The organism is Arthrobacter sp. ERGS1:01 (assembly GCF_001281315.1).
Classification (GTDB): Bacteria; Actinomycetota; Actinomycetes; order Actinomycetales; family Micrococcaceae; genus Specibacter.
Genome location: NZ_CP012477.1, coordinates 176,057 through 195,854 on the forward strand (window position 1 = coordinate 176,057; position 19,798 = coordinate 195,854).

Consider the following 19,798-nt stretch of genomic DNA (forward strand, 5'->3'; position numbering starts at 1 on the left):
GAGAGCCCAGATAATCCAAGGATTATCTGGGCTCTCAACGTTGGTGCAAGGGATGATCTGGGCCCTCAACGGGGGTTACAGCTTGGCGGCAACCTCGTCGGCGCTCGGGTACGCGGTCTGCGTGCCCTTGCGGGTAGCGGCCAGGGCGGCGGCCACGGACGCGAAGCGTGCCGCGGCAACCAGGGAGTCCCCGGCCGCAAGGCGTGCGGCGACCGCGCCGGTGAAGGCGTCGCCGGCACCCGTGGTGTCCACCGCGGTCACGACCGTCGGCGCAATGCGCACCACGGGTTCGGCCGGGTTGGTCGAATCCAGCACCACCGAACCGGCGGAACCCAGCGTCACCAGGACCTGCTTGAGCCCGCGCCCGGCAAACAGTTCGACGGCGTCGCGCCAGTCGCCCACCGGGGCGTCGGCCCCGGGCATTGAGGCGCCGCCCAGGAACTGCGAGGCCTCGTGGGCGTTGACCAGCAGGACGTCGGTCAGCCGCGCCAGCTCATCCGCCACGGGAGCGTAGGGCGAGAGGTTCAGCAAAACCGTTGCGCCGGCGTCGTGCCCGGCCTGGGCGGCAGCCTGCACCGTCTCAAACGGCACTTCCAGGCACAGGCACACGACGCCGGCCCCGGCAAACAGGGCCGGTTCCATCGAGGCGGGGGCCAGGGTGCCGTTGGCGCCGGAGGAGATGATGATGCTGTTCTCCCCGTGGCTGTCCACGGAAATCACGGCGACGCCGGTGGGCTCGGTGACCCGCCGGACGTGGCTGACGTCGACGCCGGCACCTGCCGTGGAAGCCACCAGCATGTCGCCGTTGGCGTCCTGGCCCACGGCACCGATCAAGGTGACGTTGCCGCCCAGCCGGCCGGCGGCCACTGCCTGATTGGCGCTCTTGCCGCCCGGGTTGACGGCGAATCCGTTGCCGTGCAGGGTTTCGCCCGGCTGCGGCAGACGGTCCGTGTAGATGGTCAGGTCGGCGTTCAGTGAACCGGCCACAATGATGCGTCGGGAATTCATGGCATGCCTTTCAAGGCTGTCGGCGGCAGTGTGCGTTGCGCGGGCTTAGGCGTGGACTTCGGCGTCAACCGGCTTGGGGATCAGCAGCGAAGCGGCCAGGCCCAGCGCCGTGACCACGAGGGCCACAACGATGACGGTGGTGTAGGACGCCACGACCCCCATGGAGCCGGCGGCCACCAGGATGGCCGGCAGCACCAGGAAGCTCAGCCCGGCACCCAGGTTGAATGCGCCGGCGTTCATGCCCGGCAGGAAGCCGGGGTTGCCCTTGGGGGAGTGGACCACGCCCAGGCCGTTGAGCATGATGTTCACGGTTCCGGCGTACATGATGCCCAGCAGCACGGTTCCGGTGATCAGCAGGCCCAGGTTGTGCAGGCCGAAGAAGCCGATGATGGCCAGGGCCACCAGGGAGCCGATCATGCCGATGCGCAGCACCGTGGTGTAGCCGAGGGTGGGTGCGAGGCGGCCGGTGATGGGGCCGAAGACCCAGCCGAGCAGCGCGTACGGGGTCAGGATGAGCAGCGACATTTCCGTGGCGCCAATCCCGAAGCCGGGGTCCGCCGCCTGCACGAAAGCGGGCACGATGCCGTTGATCACGGCGAAGATGCCGGTCATGGTCAAGGTGGTGGTCAGCAGGGTGGCCCAGGTGGAACGCTGGCGCAGGTGCACGATCTCCACCATGGGGTGGTTGGAACGCTTTTCCATGTTCCAGAACAGGATGAAGGCGATCACGGCGACAACGATCAGGACGATGGCCTGGGTCAGGATGCCGGCGTCGAATCCGCCCAGCAGGGTCGAGGCCTGGTTAAGCGCGGTCAGCAGGGCGCCGACGGCGACCACGATGAACAGCACGCCCCACCAGTCCATCTTGGTGCCCTCGGACGGCTTGGATTCGCGAGCCAGGAAGGCCACCAAAGCTGCGGCCACTGCGCCAAGGACCACCATCAGCCAGAAGATGCTGCGGAAGCCGTAGTGCTGGGCCATGAAACCACCCACGAACGAGTCAATACCGGCGATGCCGCCGTTGACGGCCGTGATGAGGCCCATCAGCACGCCGTACTTCTTCGGGTCCCGGACCTCGGAACGGAGCATGATCAGGGCCAGCGGCACGGTGGGGCCGCTGACGCCCTGGATGATGCGGCCAACGAACAGCCAGGTGATGTCCGGTGCCATGGCGGAGACGGCGGAGCCGATTGCCATCAGGATCATCATGCCCAGGAGCACCTTCTTGCGGCCGATGATGTCGCTGAGGCGGGGCAGGAACAGGGAGAACAGGGCGGCCGCGGTGAAGAACCAGGTCTGCGACAGGCCGATCACGGCCTGGTTGGTGTGCAGTTCCTCGCCCATGGTGACCAGCGCGGGGCTGAGCATGGAGGCGTTGAGCTGGAAGGCGACGCAGGCGGCCAGCAGGGCCACCATCAAGGCTGTGACGCTGGCTGCCTTGGAGGTTTTGTTGATCATCGTGTTGCTCATGCTTCCACTTCACCAATCCGGACGAGTGCGTCGGTGACCATGTTCCAGAACTTCTCGTGGTCCAGCTTGACGGCGACCGAGGTGTTGCAGTCGGCGGGGGCGGGGGCGCGGAAATCGGCCACGGTCATGCCCAGGGTCAGGGTGCCGGTCAGCTCGATGTCCACCGGGACCTTTTGGGTGGTCATGACCGTCGGGTCGATCACGTAGGCCACGGCGCACGGATCGTGGACCGGCGGGTAGTCGAAGCCCTGGGCGTCCTTGTAGGTCTTCGTGAAGAACTCCATGAGTTCCATGACGAACTTGGCCGGCTTGGTGCCGACGGCTTCGATCGCGGCGACGACGTCGGGGGTCGCCAGCGCCTGGTGGGTCAGGTCGAGGCCGACCATGACGACGGGCCACTTCTCGTTGAATACGATGTGAGCGGCTTCGGGGTCGATCTTGATGTTGAATTCGGCCACGGCGCTCCAGTTGCCCACGTGGTAGCCGCCGCCCATCAGGACGACTTCCTTCACGCGCTCAACGATGCGGGGTTCCTTGCGGGCGGCCATGGCGATGTTGGTCAGGCCGCCGGTCGGGACCAGGGTGATGGAGCCGGGCTCGTGCGCCATGATCGTTTCGATGATGAGGTCGACGGCGTGGCGCGGGTCCAGTTCGATCTTGGACTCGGGCTGGGCGGGGCCGTCCATGCCGCTGTCGCCGTGGATGTCGGGGGCGTTCTCGATGGTGCGCACCAGGGGGCGGTCGCAGCCGGCGGCGAACGGCACGCCGGTGATGCCGGCGATGGTGCCGACCGAGAGGGCGTTGCGGGTCACCTTGGCCAGCGTCTGGTTGCCGACGACGGTGGTCACGGCAAGCAGTTCGATGTTCGGGTTGCCGTGGGCCAGCAGGATGGCGACGGCGTCATCGTGGCCGGGGTCGCAGTCCAGGATGATCTTCCGGGGTGCGGTGGCGGTGCCGGATTCGTTGCCGGCGGGGGTGTGCAGTGCCGAGTTCACTCTAATTCTCCACGTCTTTGGGGCCGATACTAAAGGGCCGGGGGTGATTACAGCCCAGTTTGACATTGAAATCCTTGGCACGTCAAGCGCTTAACGTGATGTTCGTCAAGCGCTTGACGCGATAGTATCGATGAATGCACCAAGCTCAAGCACCCATCACGGCGCCTCCGGCCGCATCCGCGGCCCGTGCCACTGCCTCGATGGTTGCCGCCCGTGCCGGGGTCTCCGCCGCTACGGTTTCGCTGGTAACCAACGGCAAGACGGCCGGCCGGGTGTCGGCGGAGAACATTGCCAAGGTCGAAGCCGCCATCGCCGAATTGGGCTATGTGGTGGATGGATTGGGCAGTTCGCTGGCCAAGGGTCGCAGCAACATTGTGATCTTGGTTGCACCGGACGTCTCCAACCCCTTCTTTGCCAAGGTGATCGCCGGGGTCCGTGAGGCCATCGGCGACTCGTTCCAATTATTGCTCTCGGTAACCGATGCAGGCCAGACCCCGTCGTCGGCCGACGTGCGGAACCTGCTCTCGCTGCGGCCCGCCGGCCTGCTCGTGGACGCGCCGAGCGCGCAATTCCTGGCCGAACTGCCCGCCGCCGGCCCCATGGTGCTGCTGGATGCGGCCGGTGTGGCCAGTGACGCCCCCTCGGTGAACTTTGACGTGGCCCGCGGTGCCGAGATGCTCGCGGACCACCTGGGCAGCCTCGGCCACCGCACCGTGGCGTACCTGGACAGCGTGACCGGCACCGAGACGTTCAGGGTGCGTCGCGAGGCATTTTCCCGCCGGGCCGAGGCCCTGGGCATGAGCGTTGCGGCCTCGGAGGCCACCACGATCGACGTCGGCACCGCCGCGATGGCCTTCGCCGGGGCTTGGCCGGCCTGGGCGAAACTGGGCGTCACCGCAGTCGTCTGCTGCACCGACACCCACGCCTACGGGGTGCTGCAGGAAGCCCGCGTGGCACGGCTGGACGTGCCCGGTCAGCTGGCCGTAACAGGCTTTGACGACCTGCCCTATTCGGAAACCTCCAACCCCGGGTTGACCACGCTCAGGCTTCCCGCCGGAGAACTGGGAAAGGCTGCCGGTGAGCAATTGCTCCGGCTGCTGGACCGGGAGCACATCCCGGCGTCGAGGCTGATGCTCCAAGGCACCCTGGTGGTCCGCGGCTCCACGGTGGCGCCGGGTCCGGACTGAGTGGCCGGGCCGGCCCAATGACCTGGGCAGGGTAATCCGCCTCCTCAACGGAAACGCGGAGGATTCACCCAGATTCACCAACTAAACTAATCGATTGTGAGCGCAGAAAATACCGTGACCCTCGAACCCAGCGACGTTTCAGAGCAAATGCTTGTCCGATTGGATAAGCGTGCCAAATTGCTTGAACGGGGTGGGCAGGCCTACCCGGTTGGTGTTGGCCGGACCCACACCCTGGAGGAAATCCGGGCCAAGTACCCGGAATTGGAAGCCGATTCCACCACGGGTGAGATCGTCGGCGTCACCGGTCGGGTCGTGTTTGTCCGCAACACGGGCAAGCTGTGCTTTGCCACGCTGCAATCAGGTGCCGGAACGCGCCTGCAGGTCATGCTGTCCCTGGCCAACGTGGGCGAGGAACCGCTGGCCGACTGGAAGGCACTTGTCGACTTGGGCGACCACGTGTTCGTCAAGGGCGAGGTCATCAGCTCCCGCCGCGGCGAACTTTCCATCATGGCCGATTCCTGGGCCATGGCGTCCAAGGCCCTGCGCCCCCTGCCCGTACTGCACGCCGACCTTTCCGAGGAAATGCGCGTGCGCCAGCGATATGTTGACTTGATTGTCCGCGATACCGCGCGCGAGCAGGTTAAGACCCGCTCCGCCATTGTCAAAGCTATTCGCGACACCCTCCACGGCGAGGATTACATTGAGCTGGAAACCCCCATTCTCCAGCTCATTCACGGAGGCGCCGCCGCACGGCCTTTCCGGACGCACCTGAATGCCTTTGACCAGCCCATGACGCTGCGCATTGCCATTGAACTTTATTTGAAGCGTGCCGTGGTGGGCGGCATGGACAAAGTGTTTGAAGTGGGACGTATTTTCCGCAATGAGGGCGTTGATTCAACCCACAGCCCCGAATTCACCATGCTGGAAGCCTATGAAGCCTACGGCGACCAATTCAGCATGGCGAAAATCATGCAGCGAATCATTTTGGCTGCGGCGGATGCCGTGGGTTCCCGAAGCATTGAAACCGAACGCGGAACCATTAACCTCGACGGCGAATGGCCGTGGCTTCCCGTGTACCAGGGACTTTCCGAGGGTGTCGGCCAGGAAATCACACCCGAAACAACGGCGGAACAATTGCGCGCCATTGCGGTTGCCCATGACGTGAAAATTGATCAGGCATGGGACGCCGAGAAGCTCGTCGTGGAATTGTTTGGCGAAATTGTTGAACCAACCCTGATTCAGCCCACCTTTGTTTGTGATTACCCGCCCTCCGCCCAGCCGCTGGCCCGCCCGCACCGGGACAACCCGAACCTCATTGAGGCGTGGGACCTCATTATTGACGGCAAGGAAACGGGAACGGCATTCTCCGAACTGGTGGACCCCGTCATCCAGCGCGAAAGGCTTACGCAGCAATCACTGGCTGCGGCGGCCGGCGACCCCGAAGCCATGCAGCTAGATGAAGATTTCTTACGTGCCCTTGAATATGGTGCCCCGCCCATGGGTGGACTCGGTTTGGGTGTTGACCGCCTGGTCATGCTCTTTACCGGTGTGGGAATCCGTGAGGCAATCCTCTTTCCCCTGATGAAACCCGAGTAGGAGCGGCAGGATTATGGAATATGTTGCAGTTATCGTCCCTTCGTTGGGCGTTGGCGTTCTCTTTTACTTCGCCATGAAGGCGATTTTCAATGCCGACCGTTCGGAACGTGAGGCACTTGCGCGGGCTGAACAAGAGTCCGAGCACAACTCAGAGCACCCCTGATATTAGTTTCGGCAATAATTCTTTGACGCGGACCGGATTTCGCAGCATAATTTAGTTGAAGCAATCATCCAACATTACGTGAGGCGATTTCCCCATGGCACAGAAGATTCATGTCACCCTTGTCGACGACATTGACCAGAGCCCCGCAGATGAGAGCGTCACGTTTGCACTTGACGGGATCAATTACGAGATTGATCTCTCCGCCAACAACGCCGAGGAATTGCGCAACGCGTTGGCAAAATTCATTGACGCCGGGCGCCGCGCCGGTGGCCGCGCAGTTCGTGGCCGCGGCCCCGCAGCTGCACCCAAGGGTAAGAGCGACGTAGGTGAAATTCGCGCTTGGGCCAAGGAAAACGGTTACGACGTGCACGAGCGCGGCCGTATCCAGGCTGAAATTCGCAACGCCTACTACGCCGCACAGGGCTAGTCCCCAAAACTTTTGGGATGGCCCATAGGGCATGAACGACGGCGGGATTCCTTGGGGAGGATCCCGCCGTCGTTCGTTTAAGTGGCCGCCATTAACCGGATGGTGGGTGATATTGACCACCCGGCTGATTTCATATTTCCCGCCCAATTCAATGGAGTAATTGCAGTGGGCTGCATTTCTGTGAATTGCCTAGGAATATAACCGGAAATTGCCGGGACTCTTGACGATCCTGCTCAGAGTCCCCGACTGTCCGGGCTCGTCGGAAGCCGGGTGCGTGCCGGCCTAGGCGGACCGCGCCAGGCTGTGGCCGCGAGACACCCAACCAGGGCCCGGAATGGCGCCCCGGCGGGGCCGCCGTCGTCCCCGCGGAGGCCGGCGGGAAACGGCCGGTATTTCCCCTGTGGCGAACAAGCCCCCACGACGGCCCGGCACTGCGTAGCATCAAGGTACGCAGTAAAAGGAGTGTGGCGAAAATGTTTGAGCGATTTACCGATCGAGCCCGACGCGTTGTTGTGCTGGCCCAAGAAGAGGCCCGCATGCTCAACCACAATTACATCGGCACCGAGCATATTCTGCTCGGACTCATCCACGAGGGTGAGGGTGTTGCCGCCAAGGCGCTGGAGTCCCTAAACATCTCACTTGATGGTGTCCGGGAGCAGGTCCAGGAGATCATTGGGCAGGGCCAGCAGGCTCCCAATGGCCACATTCCGTTTACGCCGCGCGCCAAAAAGGTGCTGGAGCTCTCGCTGCGCGAGGCCCTGCAGCTTGGCCACAACTACATCGGCACCGAGCACATCCTGCTCGGCCTCATCCGCGAGGGTGAAGGCGTTGCCGCACAGGTTTTGGTGAAGCTGGGCGCCGATCTGGGCCGTGTGCGCCAGCAGGTCATCCAGCTGCTCTCCGGCTACCAGGGCAAGGAGCCCGTGGCCAGCGGAGGCCAGCAGCAGGAAGGCACCCCGGCCGGTTCGGTGGTGCTGGACCAGTTTGGCCGGAACCTGACCCAGGCTGCGCGCGAAAACAAGCTCGACCCCGTCATTGGGCGCGAGCAGGAGATGGAACGCGTCATGCAGGTCCTCTCCCGACGAACCAAAAACAACCCCGTGCTGATTGGCGAGCCCGGCGTCGGCAAGACCGCCGTCGTCGAAGGCCTGGCACAGGCCATTGTGCGCGGCGACGTCCCGGAAACCATCAAGGACAAGCAGCTGTACACGCTTGACCTGGGTTCCCTGGTGGCCGGTTCCCGGTACCGCGGCGACTTTGAAGAGCGCCTGAAGAAGGTGCTCAAGGAAATCCGCACCCGCGGCGACATCATCTTGTTCATCGACGAGATCCACACGCTGGTAGGTGCCGGTGCGGCCGAGGGCGCCATTGACGCGGCCTCGATCCTCAAGCCCATGCTGGCCCGCGGCGAGCTGCAGACCATTGGTGCCACCACGCTCGACGAGTACCGCAAGCACATTGAGAAGGACGCCGCACTTGAGCGACGCTTCCAGCCGATCCAGGTGCAGGAACCCACGGTTCCGCTGGCCATCGAGATCCTCAAGGGCCTGCGCGACCGCTACGAGGCACACCACCGCGTGTCCATCACCGACGGCGCCCTGACGGCGGCCGCGACGCTGGCCGACCGCTACATCAGTGACCGCTTCCTGCCGGACAAGGCGATCGACCTGATCGACGAGGCCGGCGCCCGCCTGCGGATCCGTCGCATGACGGCTCCGCCGGAGCTCAAGGCCATGGACGGCGAAATTGCCGCGGTCAAGAAGCGCAAGGAAGACGCCATTGACGCCCAGGACTTCGAGGGCGCCGCGGCACTGCGCGACGACGAACAAAAGCTCATCACGGCACGCGCCGAGAAGGAGCGCCTGTGGAAGTCCGGCGGACTTGATGACATTTCCGAGGTCGATGAGGAACTCATCGCCGAGGTTCTGGCAAACTCCACCGGCATCCCGGTCTTCAAGCTGACCGAGGCCGAGTCCTCGCGCCTGCTGAAGATGGAAGACGAACTGCACAAGCGCGTGATCGGCCAGAACGAGGCCATCAAGTCCATCTCGCAGGCCATCCGCCGCACGCGGTCCGGCCTGAAGGATCCCAAGCGCCCCGGTGGCTCGTTCATCTTCGCCGGCCCCACCGGCGTCGGCAAGACCGAGCTGGCCAAGGCACTCGCCGAGTTCCTGTTCGGTGAAGAGGACGCCCTGATCACGCTGGACATGTCCGAGTACTCGGAGAAGCACACCGTGTCCCGCCTGTTCGGTGCCCCTCCCGGCTACGTCGGCTACGAAGAGGGTGGGCAGCTGACCGAAAAGGTTCGCCGCCGTCCGTTCTCCGTGGTCCTGTTCGACGAGGTGGAGAAGGCCCACGCGGACCTGTTCAACTCGCTGCTGCAAATCCTTGAGGACGGCCGCCTGACCGACAGCCAGGGCCGGGTGGTGGACTTCAAGAACACCATCATCATCATGACCACGAACCTCGGTACGCGGGACATCTCCAAGTCCGTCTCCACCGGATTCAACTCCGGCTCGGACACCCAGACCGGCTACAACCGGATGCGGGCACGGGTCACCGAAGAGCTCAAGCAGCACTTCCGCCCCGAGTTCCTCAACCGTGTTGACGACGTCGTGGTGTTCCCGCAGCTGACCCAGGACGAGATCATCGAGATCGTCGACCTCATGGTGGCACGCCTTGAGGGCCGTCTGGCGGACAAGGGCATGGGCATCGTGCTCACGCCGGCCGCCAAGGTCCTGCTGGCTACACGCGGTTACGACCCCGCCATGGGTGCCCGGCCGCTGCGCCGGACCATCCAGCGCGAGATCGAGGACCACCTCTCGGAGAAGATCCTGTTCGGCGAGATCAAGAGCGGCGACATCGTGGCCGTTGATGTCGAGGGCGAGGGCGACGACGCGCAGTTCACGTTCGTCGGCACGGCCAAGCCGAACATCCCGGACGCCATCACGGCTTCCGCATAACAGTCCCAAAGTTGCGGGGGCACACCCCCGTAAACACGTTGAGAGGCCAGATAATCTAAGGATTATCTGGCCTCTCAACGGCTTTAACGGTGGACTATCTGGGCCCTCAACGGCTAGGCGGACCTGGGCTGGTGCTGGGTGATGCAGTGGATGCCGCCGCCGTGGGCAAAGATCTCCCGGGCATCGACCGTGACGACCTTCCGCCCCGGGTACACCTCCGCCAGGATTTGCGCGGCCACGGCATCATTTTCATCGTCGAAGGAGCAGGCGATGACGCCGCCGTTGACCACCAGGTGGTTGACGTAGCTGTAGTCGACCCAACCGTCGTTGTCCTTGAGCACGGCCGGGGCCGGAATGTCCCGCACCTGCCACGGTTGGCCGTCGGGCGCCGTGGAGTCCTCGATGGCGGCCCGGACGACGTCGTACAGGAAGAAGTCGGGGTGTTCCGGGTTGTGCTGGCGGTGGAGCAGGATGGTGTCGGGTGCCGGGATGGTGGCGACAATGTCCACGTGCCCGCGGGTGCCAAAGCGCTGTGTGTCCCGGTAGAGGCCGCGCGGCAGCCAGACGGCGGACGTGGCACCAAGGGTGCGCTCCAGCTCGGCCTCGATGGCGTTGCGGGACATGCCGGGATTGCGGAACCTGTCCAGTTGCACGGTGTCGGTGAGCAGCACCGTGCCTTCGCCGTCGACTTGGATGCCGCCTCCCTCATTGACCATGGGGGAGTCGATGAGCTGCGCGCCTGCCAGTTCGGCAACCAGTTTGCCGAGCTTGGCATCCTTCTCCCACGTGGCCCATTCCTGCTGGCCCCAACCGTTGAAAACCCAGTCGACGGCGCCCAGCGCACCCTGTTCGTCGAGCACGAACGTGGGGCCGGCGTCGCGCAGCCAGGCATCGTCGAGCGGTGCCTGGACGATGTCGATGTCCGCGTGCAGCAGCTCGCGGGCCAGTGCCGCGTCCCGCGGATCGGCCAGCATGGTGACGGGCTCGAATTCGAGGACGGCGTGGGCCACGGCAACCCAGGCCGTGCGCGCCTGCGCGGCGTCTTCATCCGTTGCGCCAAAGGTTTCCCCCAGTGGCGGGAACGCCATCCAGATCCGTTCCTGCGGCGCGCATTCGCTTGGCATTTTCCAGTGGCTCACTGGCTTGTCTCCTTTGATTCAACCAACGGTAGGTTCCGTTGGTTATTGGCTTGTAGTTGTCAGGATTTCCCGGGGCAGGGTGCTGTCCAGGCCGCGGCCCAGGGCGGCCCGGGCCTCCTCCGTGGTGATGAGGCCGGAAAGCCAGCGTCCGGACAATCCTTCGACGAGCGCCGTCAGCAGCAGCGCAATTTCATCGGCCCGCTCCTGGGGGATCCCCGACTGTTGCGTCAACAGCCCGGCAAGATGGTCCTGCCACACCTTGGTGGAGTTCGCCAGGTGCTCGGCAAGCAGGGGTTCAAAGACGGCGATGGCGCGGATTTCATTCCACACGATCGACTTGGCGCGCACGGATTCGTCGTCCCTGATCTCATCCAGCAGCAAGGTGCGGATGGCGCCGAATGATCCGGTGTCACCGGAGGCGGCTGTGCCGTGGTCCGCCAGCGAGGAGACGTTGACGTATTCCAGGGTTGCGGCCAGGAGCCCGTCGCGGTCGGTGAAATGGTAATAGAGGAGGCCCGAGGAAACCCCGGCCTTCCTGGCCACGTCCTGGACGCGCATTCCCCGCACGCCGTTCTCGGCGATGCAGCTGCTGCACGCCTCCAGGATGCGCGTTTGGTTATCCAGTGCCACGTTGTGCCTTCCTAAGATTCTTTGCCAGCGCCAACGGATGTGGCGGCTGTGCCCTCCGGGAACAACCGTATCGACAGCGCATACAGGGCGCCAGCCACCACGGCGGCGACCGGCAGGCTGATGTCAACGCCTCCTGCGATGTTTGCCCAGGGTGCGGCATAAAAGTCGTTGCTGACGATCAGCAGCCCCACCACGGAGCCGACGGCGAAGGGGACCACCGCGCGCAGGTTCCAGCCGCCCGTGAACCAGTATTTGCCGCCTTTGAAGCCGGTGCTGAAGACCTGGAGGTCGTGCGGATCGTAGACGCCCTTGCGGGCCATGAAGAAGCCAACCACGTTGATGGCGATCCACGATCCGGCGACGGCGTTCAGGAGCACGGTCATGCCGGTGATCGAATTGATCGCGTTGGCCGAGACAACGCCCAGGTACATGACCGCCATGGCAATGCCGGAGGTGATGAGCGTGGTCTGCGTCCGGCTCAGTTTCGGAATGATGGCCTCCAGGTCCAGGCCGCTTGCGTAAATGTTGATGACACCCTGGCCGAGGCCGCCGGCGAGGGCCAGGATAAGGATCGGGACCACGTACCAGACGGGCGCGTAGTGGATCAGGTCGGCCACATAGGATGCGGACAGTTTGCCGAAAGTGCTGGCCGTGTAGGCGCCAAAGACGGCGGCCGCAAACAGGCCAAGGAAGATGCCGCCGCAGGCCGCTACGACGATCTGCCGGTCGCTGAAACGCTTGCGGGAGATGCGGCGCGTGTAGTCGCCAAGCGATGGTGCATAGGAAAGCGGGCCGCCCATGGAGATGGTCACGGCAAAGAGCCAGGTTGGCCAGAAGCCGCCCATGAGGTAGCCGGTGTGTACGGCCGTCGGATCAAAATGCGGGGAGAAGGCAATGACGCCGGCGATCAGCAGGATAGCAGCCACCGGGATGACGAACTTCTGCATGGCCACCACGGTGCCGTGGCCGAAAAGGGCAATGACGACAATCTCGACGGCGATGATCGCGTAGCCGACCATCAGCGCGCTCTGTCCGTCAGGGGTGCCGAACAGGCGGTTGAATCCGACGATCAGCGCCTCCCCTGACGTCCAGACGGCGATGGCCGCGTAGGCGATGGCGAAAAGCAGGGTGATTCCGGAGCCAATCAACCGCCCGCGGATGCCGAAGTGGGCGCCGCTGGAGACGGGGTTGTTGGTTCCCGTCCGCGGCCCGAGGAGCGTCATGGGGAAGATCATCAGCAAGCCCAGGACGAGGCCTGCCGCGGCCGATGTCACGGCCTGCCAAAAATTCAGTCCAAAAGTGATGGGCAGCCAGCCGAAGATAATGACCGAGAACGCAAGGTTTCCGCCGACGAACACGGAGAAGACGTTTCGGGGCGAGGAATGCCGGGACTCCTCGGGCAGGTACTCGACACCGGCCTGTTCGATCTGCCCGAACTTGTCGCTTCCGGCGGGCTTGTCCTGCTGCAAATGCTCTACTTCCAGGATTCGTGGCACTTCCGTCATGGCAGTCCTTCCGCAGAAATTGTTAAGTGGGTCACATGGTGATGTGGATTACAAATTAGCATTAACTGAAAATCCAGTCAATCGTGTTTTTGGGCTACACTTCCTAGCAGATACGCAGTTCAAACACGCTGCGTAGACCTGCCCGTACACATGGAAATTCCAAGGAGTGCCCAACGATGACTGCACCGTTCAACCTTTTTGAGGCCTCGATTGACCAGGTCCTGGACGCGCTGGACCGGGGCGCCGTGACCGCCGTCGAACTCGTTGGCAGCTACCTTGCCCGGGTGGGTGGCTATGACCGTTCGGGGGTGCGGCTGAACGCCATCCCCGTCCTGAATCCGAACATTTTCGCGGAGGCGGAGCGCTCAGACCGACGCCGCCGTGCCGGCGTGGCGGGCGCGCTGGAAGGCGTCCCGTTCACCGTCAAGGACAGCTACATGGTCAAGGGCCTCACGGTGGCCGGCGGGTCCCCGGCATTCAAGGACCTTGTGGCGGGCCACGACGCATTCACCGTGGCCCGCATCCGGGCCGCCGGCGGCGTCCTGATCGGCAAGACCAACATGCCGCCCATGGCCGACGGCGGAATGCAGCGCGGCGTCTACGGCCGGGCCGAGAGCCCCTACAACTCCGGCTACCTGGCGGCGGCGTACGCCTCGGGCTCCTCGAACGGCTCCGGCGTTGCCACGGCCGCCAACCTCGGAGTGTTTGGCATGGGCGAGGAGACCGTCTCCTCCGGCCGCAGCCCGGCCTCCAACAACTCCCTGTGCGCCTACACGCCCTCGCGCGGGGTCCTCTCCATCCGCGGCAACTGGCCGCTGTTCCCCACCCGCGACGTGGTGGTGCCCCACACCCGGACCATGGCCGACATGCTGGCGCTTCTTGACGTGATCGTCGTCGACGACGAGAAGACCGAGGGCGATTTCTGGCGTGAGCAGCGGGCCGTCACCCTGCCCGCCGCATCCGAGGTCCGCCCGGAGAGCTACCGCGCCCTGGAAGACGCACGCTCCCTGGCGGGGAAAACCTTTGGCGTGCCAAAAATGTACCTGGGCAAGGACCCGGCCTTCCCCATCGACGTGCGCGAATCGATCCTGACGCTCTGGGAGAACGCACGCACCAGGCTCGAATCGCTGGGGGCCACGGTGGTCGAGGTGGCGCTGCCCGTCGTTGAAAAGTACGAAGGCGCCATGCCGGGCGGGGAGCAGCTGGGGAAGCTGGGCGTCCTCCCCAAGCCGTGGATGGACTACGAGTTCAATGAATTCATCACCTACGGGTGGGACGCGTTCCTGCGCATCAACGGCGATCCGGCCCTCCACCACCTTGCCGACGTTGACCATGCGCGGATCTTCCCCAACCCGCCGGGCGGGCTGCCCGACAGGTATTCCGAGGTCGACGACTACGAAAACCGGTACCGGGACGTCGTGGCGATGGCGGCCGACGGGGTGCCCGATCTTGGATCCCTGCCCGGATTCGCGGACGGACTGCGGGCGCTGGAGGCGATGCGCAAGGAATGGTTCGAGGATTGGCTGCGTGCGGAAGGCCTTGACGGAATCGTGTTCCCCGCGAACGCCGACGTGGCACTGGCGGACTCCGACCTGAACGTCGAGCCCGCGGACCTCGCCTGGAAGAATGGCGTGTTCTACTCAAACGCCAACTACGTCCTGCGACACCTTGGCATCCCCAGCATCACGGTTCCCATGGGCGTCATGGCCGACACCGGCATGCCCGTGGGGCTGACGATCGCCGGCGCCGCCTACGACGACAACGCCCTGCTCGCCTACGGCTACGCCTTCGAGGCTGCCGGGTCAATGCGCCGGGCGGCACCGCTGGCCCCGCCGCTGCCGTCGGACACCTTTTGCCCGCGCCAGTCCCGGCCAGCGTCCGACGACGCCGTCGCACCGGAGCTCACCGTCGCCGCGAGCTTCGCGGACGGCCCGCTCAACGAGGGTGCCCGGCTCGTCAACGTCCGGGGAACCGTCACCGCCGATCCGGACGCCCAACTGCACCTGACCATCAACGGGGTGCCCGCGGCCGCCATCCGCACGGGTGGCACCTGGAGTGCGTCGGCCGTACTGCCCGCGCAAGCCGAACCGCAGGAGATCGGCGGGAACCCGCTGGCCAGCCGGGCACTCGTGGTGGTGCACGTCGTCGAACCAAACGGATTGGCGGCGGGGGCATTTATGGAACTGTAGCCAGCGCCGCGCGCATCCCCTAGATTTGGGCTTGTGGGCAGCCATCGGGGAAGTCGCAGGAACGTCGCACCGCAATCAGATCCGGCGAAGCATGCGGAGCTGATTGCGGAGCACGAGGCACGGTTGCGCCACGGTGCGCACACCGACAGGACGGTGTTCTTCAGCGATGCCGTGTTCGCGATCGCCATGACGTTGTTGGTGCTCGATCTGAAGCTGCCCGCCATGCCGGCCGACATTACGGGAGCCCAGCTCAACCGGATCCTGCTGGAGCAGCGCGACCCGCTGGCCGGATTCATCCTGAGTTTTGTGCTGGTGGGTCGCCTCTGGATTTCCCACCACCGGCTGTTCAACGCGATCAAAAGCTACGACGCCGGGCTGCAGGTCATCAACCTCGTGGCGCTGTTCTTTGTGGTGTTCCTGCCCGTGCCCACCTCGCTGCTGTTTGAGGCAAATTCACAATCGCCCTGGCCGCCGGTGATCTATGCCGTGACCATCTCGGGCAGTTTCCTGAGCCTGAACTGGCTGTGGCGGCATGCCTACCGGGCCGGCCTGATGCACCCGTGGGTCGACTACCCCATGTACCGGCTGGTGCTGCGGGGGCAGGATCCGGCCTGGGTGGTATTCGTGCTGTCCATTCCGGTGGCGTTCATCCGGCCCGACTTTGCCTTGTATTCATGGATCCTGATCATCCCGGTCTCGGTGGCCTTGGACAAGTACCGGAAACGCCAGTTTGTCCGGGCCGAGTCCGCCCGCCTTGACGCCGCCGGCCGGGACGGGGTCTTAGACTGAACGGGTGACTTCTGCCCTGTCGATCCGCCCCGCCCGCACCTCAGACGTATACGCCATCAAGGAATTGGTGGCGCCGCTGGCCGAGCAACGAATCCTGATTTCCAAGGAGTCGGTGGCGTACTTCGAGTCGATCCAGGAGTTCTTCATCGCCGAGCTCGACGGCGCAGTGGTCGGCTGCGGCGCCCTGCACGTCATGTGGGAGGACCTCGCGGAGATCCGCACCCTCGCCACGGCCAACTCCCTGCGCGGCCAAGGGATTGGCCACACCTTGGTGGAACGCCTGCTCGAGCAGGCGCGGGCCGTCGGCGTCAGCCGGGTCTTCTGCCTGACCTTCGAAGTGGACTTCTTCGTGCGGCACGGCTTCGAGGTCATGGCCGACCAAAGCGCCGTGGACCCCACCGTGTACTCCGAACTGTTGCGTTCCGCCGATGAAGGCGTGGCCGAATTCCTTGACCTGGCCCGGGTCAAACCCAACACGCTCGGCAACACCCGCATGCTCCGGCACCTCTAAACGCCCGCCGCCGCGGACCGTTATTGGCCCGCCGTCGTGATCACTACAGTCTCGGCACTGTTTTCCGTGGCGTCCTTCCTCGCGCTGACCCGCACCGTGGTCCCCACCGCCAGGTCGGTGAGGGATCCCTGGGTCACGGAGCCTGCCCCGGGCGGGCCGCCCTGCGTGGACTGGCTCGTGTCCGCCTTGCTGACGGTGGTCGAGGTGCCCAGGGCATAGCTGAGCGAGACGCCGTCGGCGCTCTTGACGGTCAGGGACGTGGCACTGACGGCCGTGATCTCCCCCGTCTGGGTCAGCATGGTGACGTAGCTGCCGCCGTCGGAGACCACATATTCCCCGTGCAGGGCCGTGGCCAGGCCGGCACCGCCCATCATGGCGCCGGCGCCCGTTCCGCCGCCCGTCCCGCTGCCGGTGCCGCCGCCCGGAAGGGCTTGGCCGCCCGCAAGCTGGCCGGATGCGGAGGTGGTGCCGGCCGAACCTGCCGCCGCATGGACGGCCGCGGCGCCGCCGCCGGCAACCACCACGGCGACGCCGATGGCCAGGGCTGTGTTCTTGCGCGTCCACCGCAGTTTGCCGCCCGGCCGGGGCGTGCCGGCCGCGCCCCATGCGGCAGAGGTGCCGGCAGGGTCGGTGGGCGGGTAGATGATCGGTGCGGTGCCGGGCGCCGGTGCGGGCTGGGGGAGCGGCTGGTGGGGGGCTTGCTGAGTCATGGCTGTTTTCCTTCACTGTTTATCCTGTCCGGGACGTCGCTTGCTCCCGGTGTGGCTAACTCCATGCTGCTCGGCAAGGATTAATCCAAGCTGTGCCGGATTGCATCCGTTCCTGTGACTTGCCCCGGCCGCCCGCGTCATTCCGGCAAACTCCGGGGCCGGTTCACACAGCTTGCGCACATCCTGCGCCTAAGATGGCGTAACGGACGCGAAGGAGGATGGAGGCATGGCACAACTCCAGGGCAGGGACGCATTCCTCGATCAGCTCCGCACACTTTCACATCCCGACGGGTCCCCCATCAGGGCGCTCGTCGCCGACGACGACCCTCATCTGGCGGAGCTGATGGGCATTGGCCTGCGGATGGCCGGCTGGAGCGTTGAACTCGCCGCCGACGGGCCCGAGGCGGTCCGCAAGGCGCGGGAATTCCAGCCCGACATCCTGGTGCTGGACGTCATGATGCCCACCTTCGACGGCGTGGAGGCGCTGTCCCGCATCCGCAGCTTCCAGCCGGGCGTGCTGGCGTTGTTCCTGACGGCGAAGGACTCCGCCCAGGACCGGGTGGACGGCCTGGTGGCCGGCGGCGACGACTACGTGACCAAGCCCTTCAGCATGGAAGAGGTGCTGCTGCGCCTGTACCGGCTCATCAGCCGTTCCGGCCTGGCCGATCTGGGCGGCAACGAATTGGTGGTCAGCGACCTGGTGCTCAACGAGGACACCCGGGAGGTCAGCCGGGGCGGGGACGAGATCACGCTGACCACCACACAGTTTGAACTGCTCCGCTACCTGATGGACAACGCCCGGACCGTGGTCAGCAAGGGACAGATCCTTGACAACGTGTGGCACTCCACGGGAGGGGACCACGGGAACATCGTGGAACTGTACATCTCCTACCTGCGGAAGAAGATCGACGCCGGCCGGGCGCCACTCATCCACACTGTGCGGGGTGCGGGCTATGTGCTCAAAGCGGCCAAGTAGGTCCATGCCTTTCCCCGGGAGGGCGGGATTCCCGGCGTGAGGGGTGGCGGCCCCCGCCCGCCCCGGCGCCGGATGCGGCTGCGCACCAAGTTGATCGCGACGTCGCTGCTACTTTTGGCGTTTGTCGGTGCCGGGATTGCCGTGGTGAGCTACCTTGCCATGGATACGTACCTGACGGGCCAGCTGGACCAGCAGCTGCGCCGCTCCGCCCAGGCGGCCGCAGGCGCGCCCGGGGAACGTCCCGGCGGGTCCGGCTCCGGAACAACGCCGCCCAACCCCTTGCAGGCCCCCGGCCAGGGCGAGGGAATCCTCATGCTGTACGTCGTGGATGGGGCCGTGGACCAGACCCGTTCGGGGTGGATCGACCTGGCGTACCAGCAGCACCAGCTCACGGCCGCCGACACCGCCAAACTCAGGGCACTCACCGTCGGTGCGGCGCCGTCGAACGTGGACCTGGCGGTGGGCGCCTACCGCGCCGAGACCCTCGAAACCGCCAGCGGCAGCCTTGTGACGGTGGGGCTGCCGCTCGGAACCCTCAATGACACCCTGTCCTCGCTGGGACTGACCATGGTGCTCGTGGCCGCGGCGGGGCTTGTGGCGGCCGGCGTGGCCGGCACCGTGCTGATCCGCCACAACCTCAAACCCCTGGAGCACGTCTCCGCCGTGGCCAACCGCGTTGCCGAGCTGGAACTGGACACGGGCGACGTGGAGCTGATGGAGCGCATCGAACCCAGCGACAACGACACCGAGGTGGGCCGGGTGGGCTTTGCGCTCAACCGCATGCTGGACAACGTTTCCGGCGCGCTTGCCGCACGCCAGGAAAGCGAAAGCAAGGTGCGCAGCTTCGTGGCGGACGCCAGCCATGAACTGCGCACACCGCTGACCTCGATCAGGGGCTATTCGGAGCTGGTGGTGCGCACCCAGCACCTCGACGACGGCGGCCGCGACGCGATGGAGCGGGTCCGGTCGCAGTCGCTGCGCATGCAAAATCTGGTGGATGACCTGCTGCTGCTGGCCCGCTATGACGAGGGCCGGGCACCCGCACTGGCGGAGCTGGACCTGACCGAACTGGTCGTGGAGGTCGCCACGGACGCCGAAATCTCCGATGCGGCCGCCTCCGCGCGCACGGGCGCGCCGGCACACAAGTGGAGCATCGCCGTGCCCGATGCCGCGGTCATGGTGCACGGCGATGAAAGCCAGCTCCACCGGGCCGTGGCGAACCTGCTCAGCAATGCCAAGAAGCACACGGACCCGGGCACGTCCGTCGCCGTTTCCCTGGTGTCCGGCCCCGACGCCGTCGTGATCACGGTCAGCGACACGGGCGCGGGCATCGACCCCGGCTTCCTGCCGCGCATCTTCGACAGGTTTGCCCGGGCGGACTCGGCCCGTTCCGGCACGGACGGCACCACCGGGCTGGGCCTGCCCATCGTCAAGGCGATCGTGGAATCCCACGGTGGCAGCATTGCCGTGGCAAGCAGCCAAGCCGGCACCGAGTTCAGCATCTCGCTGCCGGTAGCCGGCCCGGCCTGACACCTCGGCC

At 65.3% G+C, this 19,798-nt stretch carries 17 protein-coding genes; 10 read left to right on the forward strand and 7 right to left on the reverse strand.

Annotated elements, in window-relative coordinates; all coding sequences use genetic code 11:
* Positions 1-75: 75 nt before the first annotated feature.
* From AL755_RS00790 to uriH, 3 genes are read right to left on the reverse strand one after another with little or no spacing between them, the layout of a single operon-like run.
* On the reverse strand, positions 76-1,008 hold the full coding sequence (locus AL755_RS00790; protein WP_054009295.1) for a ribokinase: 933 nt from the start codon (positions 1,006-1,008) through the stop codon (positions 76-78).
* 45 nt (positions 1,009-1,053) lie between these two features.
* On the reverse strand, positions 1,054-2,478 hold the full coding sequence (gene uriT, locus AL755_RS00795) for a uridine transporter UriT (protein ID WP_054009296.1): 1,425 nt from the start codon (positions 2,476-2,478) through the stop codon (positions 1,054-1,056).
* Complete coding sequence (gene uriH, locus AL755_RS00800; RefSeq protein WP_237762440.1) at positions 2,475-3,473, reverse strand: uridine-preferring nucleoside hydrolase UriH; 999 nt, start codon at positions 3,471-3,473, stop codon at positions 2,475-2,477. Before uriH ends, uriT begins: the two co-directional genes overlap by 4 nt.
* A 200-nt stretch (positions 3,474-3,673) precedes the next feature.
* On the opposite strand from uriH, the gene AL755_RS00805 reads away from it, so the two are divergent.
* From AL755_RS00805 to AL755_RS00820, 5 genes are all read left to right on the forward strand, one after another.
* Positions 3,674-4,660: a LacI family DNA-binding transcriptional regulator gene (locus AL755_RS00805; protein WP_054009711.1), complete on the forward strand. Its 987-nt coding sequence runs from the start codon at positions 3,674-3,676 to the stop codon at positions 4,658-4,660.
* 147 nt (positions 4,661-4,807) lie between these two features.
* The gene (lysS, locus tag AL755_RS00810; RefSeq protein ID WP_054009712.1) at positions 4,808-6,256 is read left to right on the forward strand and encodes a lysine--tRNA ligase; all 1,449 of its coding nucleotides are present in this window, start codon (positions 4,808-4,810) and stop codon (positions 6,254-6,256) included.
* A 13-nt stretch (positions 6,257-6,269) separates the two neighbouring features.
* Positions 6,270-6,419 carry a hypothetical protein gene (locus AL755_RS23565; protein ID WP_192841604.1) on the forward strand — a complete coding sequence of 50 codons (150 nt, stop codon included), beginning with the start codon at positions 6,270-6,272 and terminating at the stop codon, positions 6,417-6,419.
* A gap of 94 nt (positions 6,420-6,513) precedes the next feature.
* Positions 6,514-6,846 (forward strand): histone-like nucleoid-structuring protein Lsr2, encoded by a 333-nt coding sequence (locus AL755_RS00815; protein WP_054009297.1) that lies wholly within the window; start codon positions 6,514-6,516, stop codon positions 6,844-6,846.
* Between the two features lie 473 nt (positions 6,847-7,319).
* Positions 7,320-9,809 (forward strand): ATP-dependent Clp protease ATP-binding subunit, encoded by a 2,490-nt coding sequence (locus AL755_RS00820; RefSeq protein ID WP_054009298.1) that lies wholly within the window; start codon positions 7,320-7,322, stop codon positions 9,807-9,809.
* Positions 9,810-9,922: 113 nt separating this feature from the next.
* On the opposite strand, the gene AL755_RS00825 is transcribed toward AL755_RS00820, so the two are convergent.
* From AL755_RS00825 to AL755_RS00835, 3 genes are read right to left on the reverse strand one after another with little or no spacing between them, the layout of a single operon-like run.
* Positions 9,923-10,933, reverse strand: a complete 1,011-nt coding sequence (locus AL755_RS00825) for an agmatine deiminase family protein (RefSeq protein WP_054009299.1) — start codon at positions 10,931-10,933, stop codon at positions 9,923-9,925.
* Positions 10,934-10,990: 57 nt separating this feature from the next.
* Entirely contained in the window at positions 10,991-11,578 is a 588-nt protein-coding gene (locus AL755_RS00830) for a TetR/AcrR family transcriptional regulator (protein WP_054009300.1), read from the reverse strand.
* Between the two features lie 11 nt (positions 11,579-11,589).
* Positions 11,590-13,083, reverse strand: coding sequence for a purine-cytosine permease family protein (locus AL755_RS00835; RefSeq protein ID WP_082368780.1), 1,494 nt, complete (start codon positions 13,081-13,083; stop codon positions 11,590-11,592).
* 176 nt (positions 13,084-13,259) lie between these two features.
* Here AL755_RS00835 and AL755_RS00840 point away from each other — a divergent pair, with 176 nt between their 5' ends.
* Genes AL755_RS00840 through AL755_RS00850 form a run of 3 tightly spaced genes read left to right on the forward strand, consistent with a single transcriptional unit; the run spans position 13,260 to position 16,572 of the window.
* Positions 13,260-15,272, forward strand: a complete 2,013-nt coding sequence (locus tag AL755_RS00840) for an amidase (RefSeq protein ID WP_054009301.1) — start codon at positions 13,260-13,262, stop codon at positions 15,270-15,272.
* A gap of 33 nt (positions 15,273-15,305) precedes the next feature.
* Positions 15,306-16,061 (forward strand): TMEM175 family protein, encoded by a 756-nt coding sequence (locus AL755_RS00845; protein WP_237762441.1) that lies wholly within the window; start codon positions 15,306-15,308, stop codon positions 16,059-16,061.
* A 4-nt stretch (positions 16,062-16,065) separates the two neighbouring features.
* On the forward strand, positions 16,066-16,572 hold the full coding sequence (locus AL755_RS00850; protein WP_054009302.1) for an amino-acid N-acetyltransferase: 507 nt from the start codon (positions 16,066-16,068) through the stop codon (positions 16,570-16,572).
* Between the two features lie 20 nt (positions 16,573-16,592).
* Here the strand turns inward: AL755_RS00850 and AL755_RS00855 are convergent, their stop codons facing one another.
* Positions 16,593-17,282: a hypothetical protein gene (locus AL755_RS00855; protein WP_054009303.1), complete on the reverse strand. Its 690-nt coding sequence runs from the start codon at positions 17,280-17,282 to the stop codon at positions 16,593-16,595.
* A gap of 226 nt (positions 17,283-17,508) precedes the next feature.
* Between AL755_RS00855 and AL755_RS00860 the strand changes: the two genes are divergently transcribed.
* Positions 17,509-18,258: a response regulator transcription factor gene (locus AL755_RS00860; protein ID WP_054009304.1), complete on the forward strand. Its 750-nt coding sequence runs from the start codon at positions 17,509-17,511 to the stop codon at positions 18,256-18,258.
* A gap of 36 nt (positions 18,259-18,294) precedes the next feature.
* Complete coding sequence (locus AL755_RS00865; protein WP_150116973.1) at positions 18,295-19,788, forward strand: sensor histidine kinase; 1,494 nt, start codon at positions 18,295-18,297, stop codon at positions 19,786-19,788.
* Positions 19,789-19,798 lie beyond the last annotated feature (10 nt).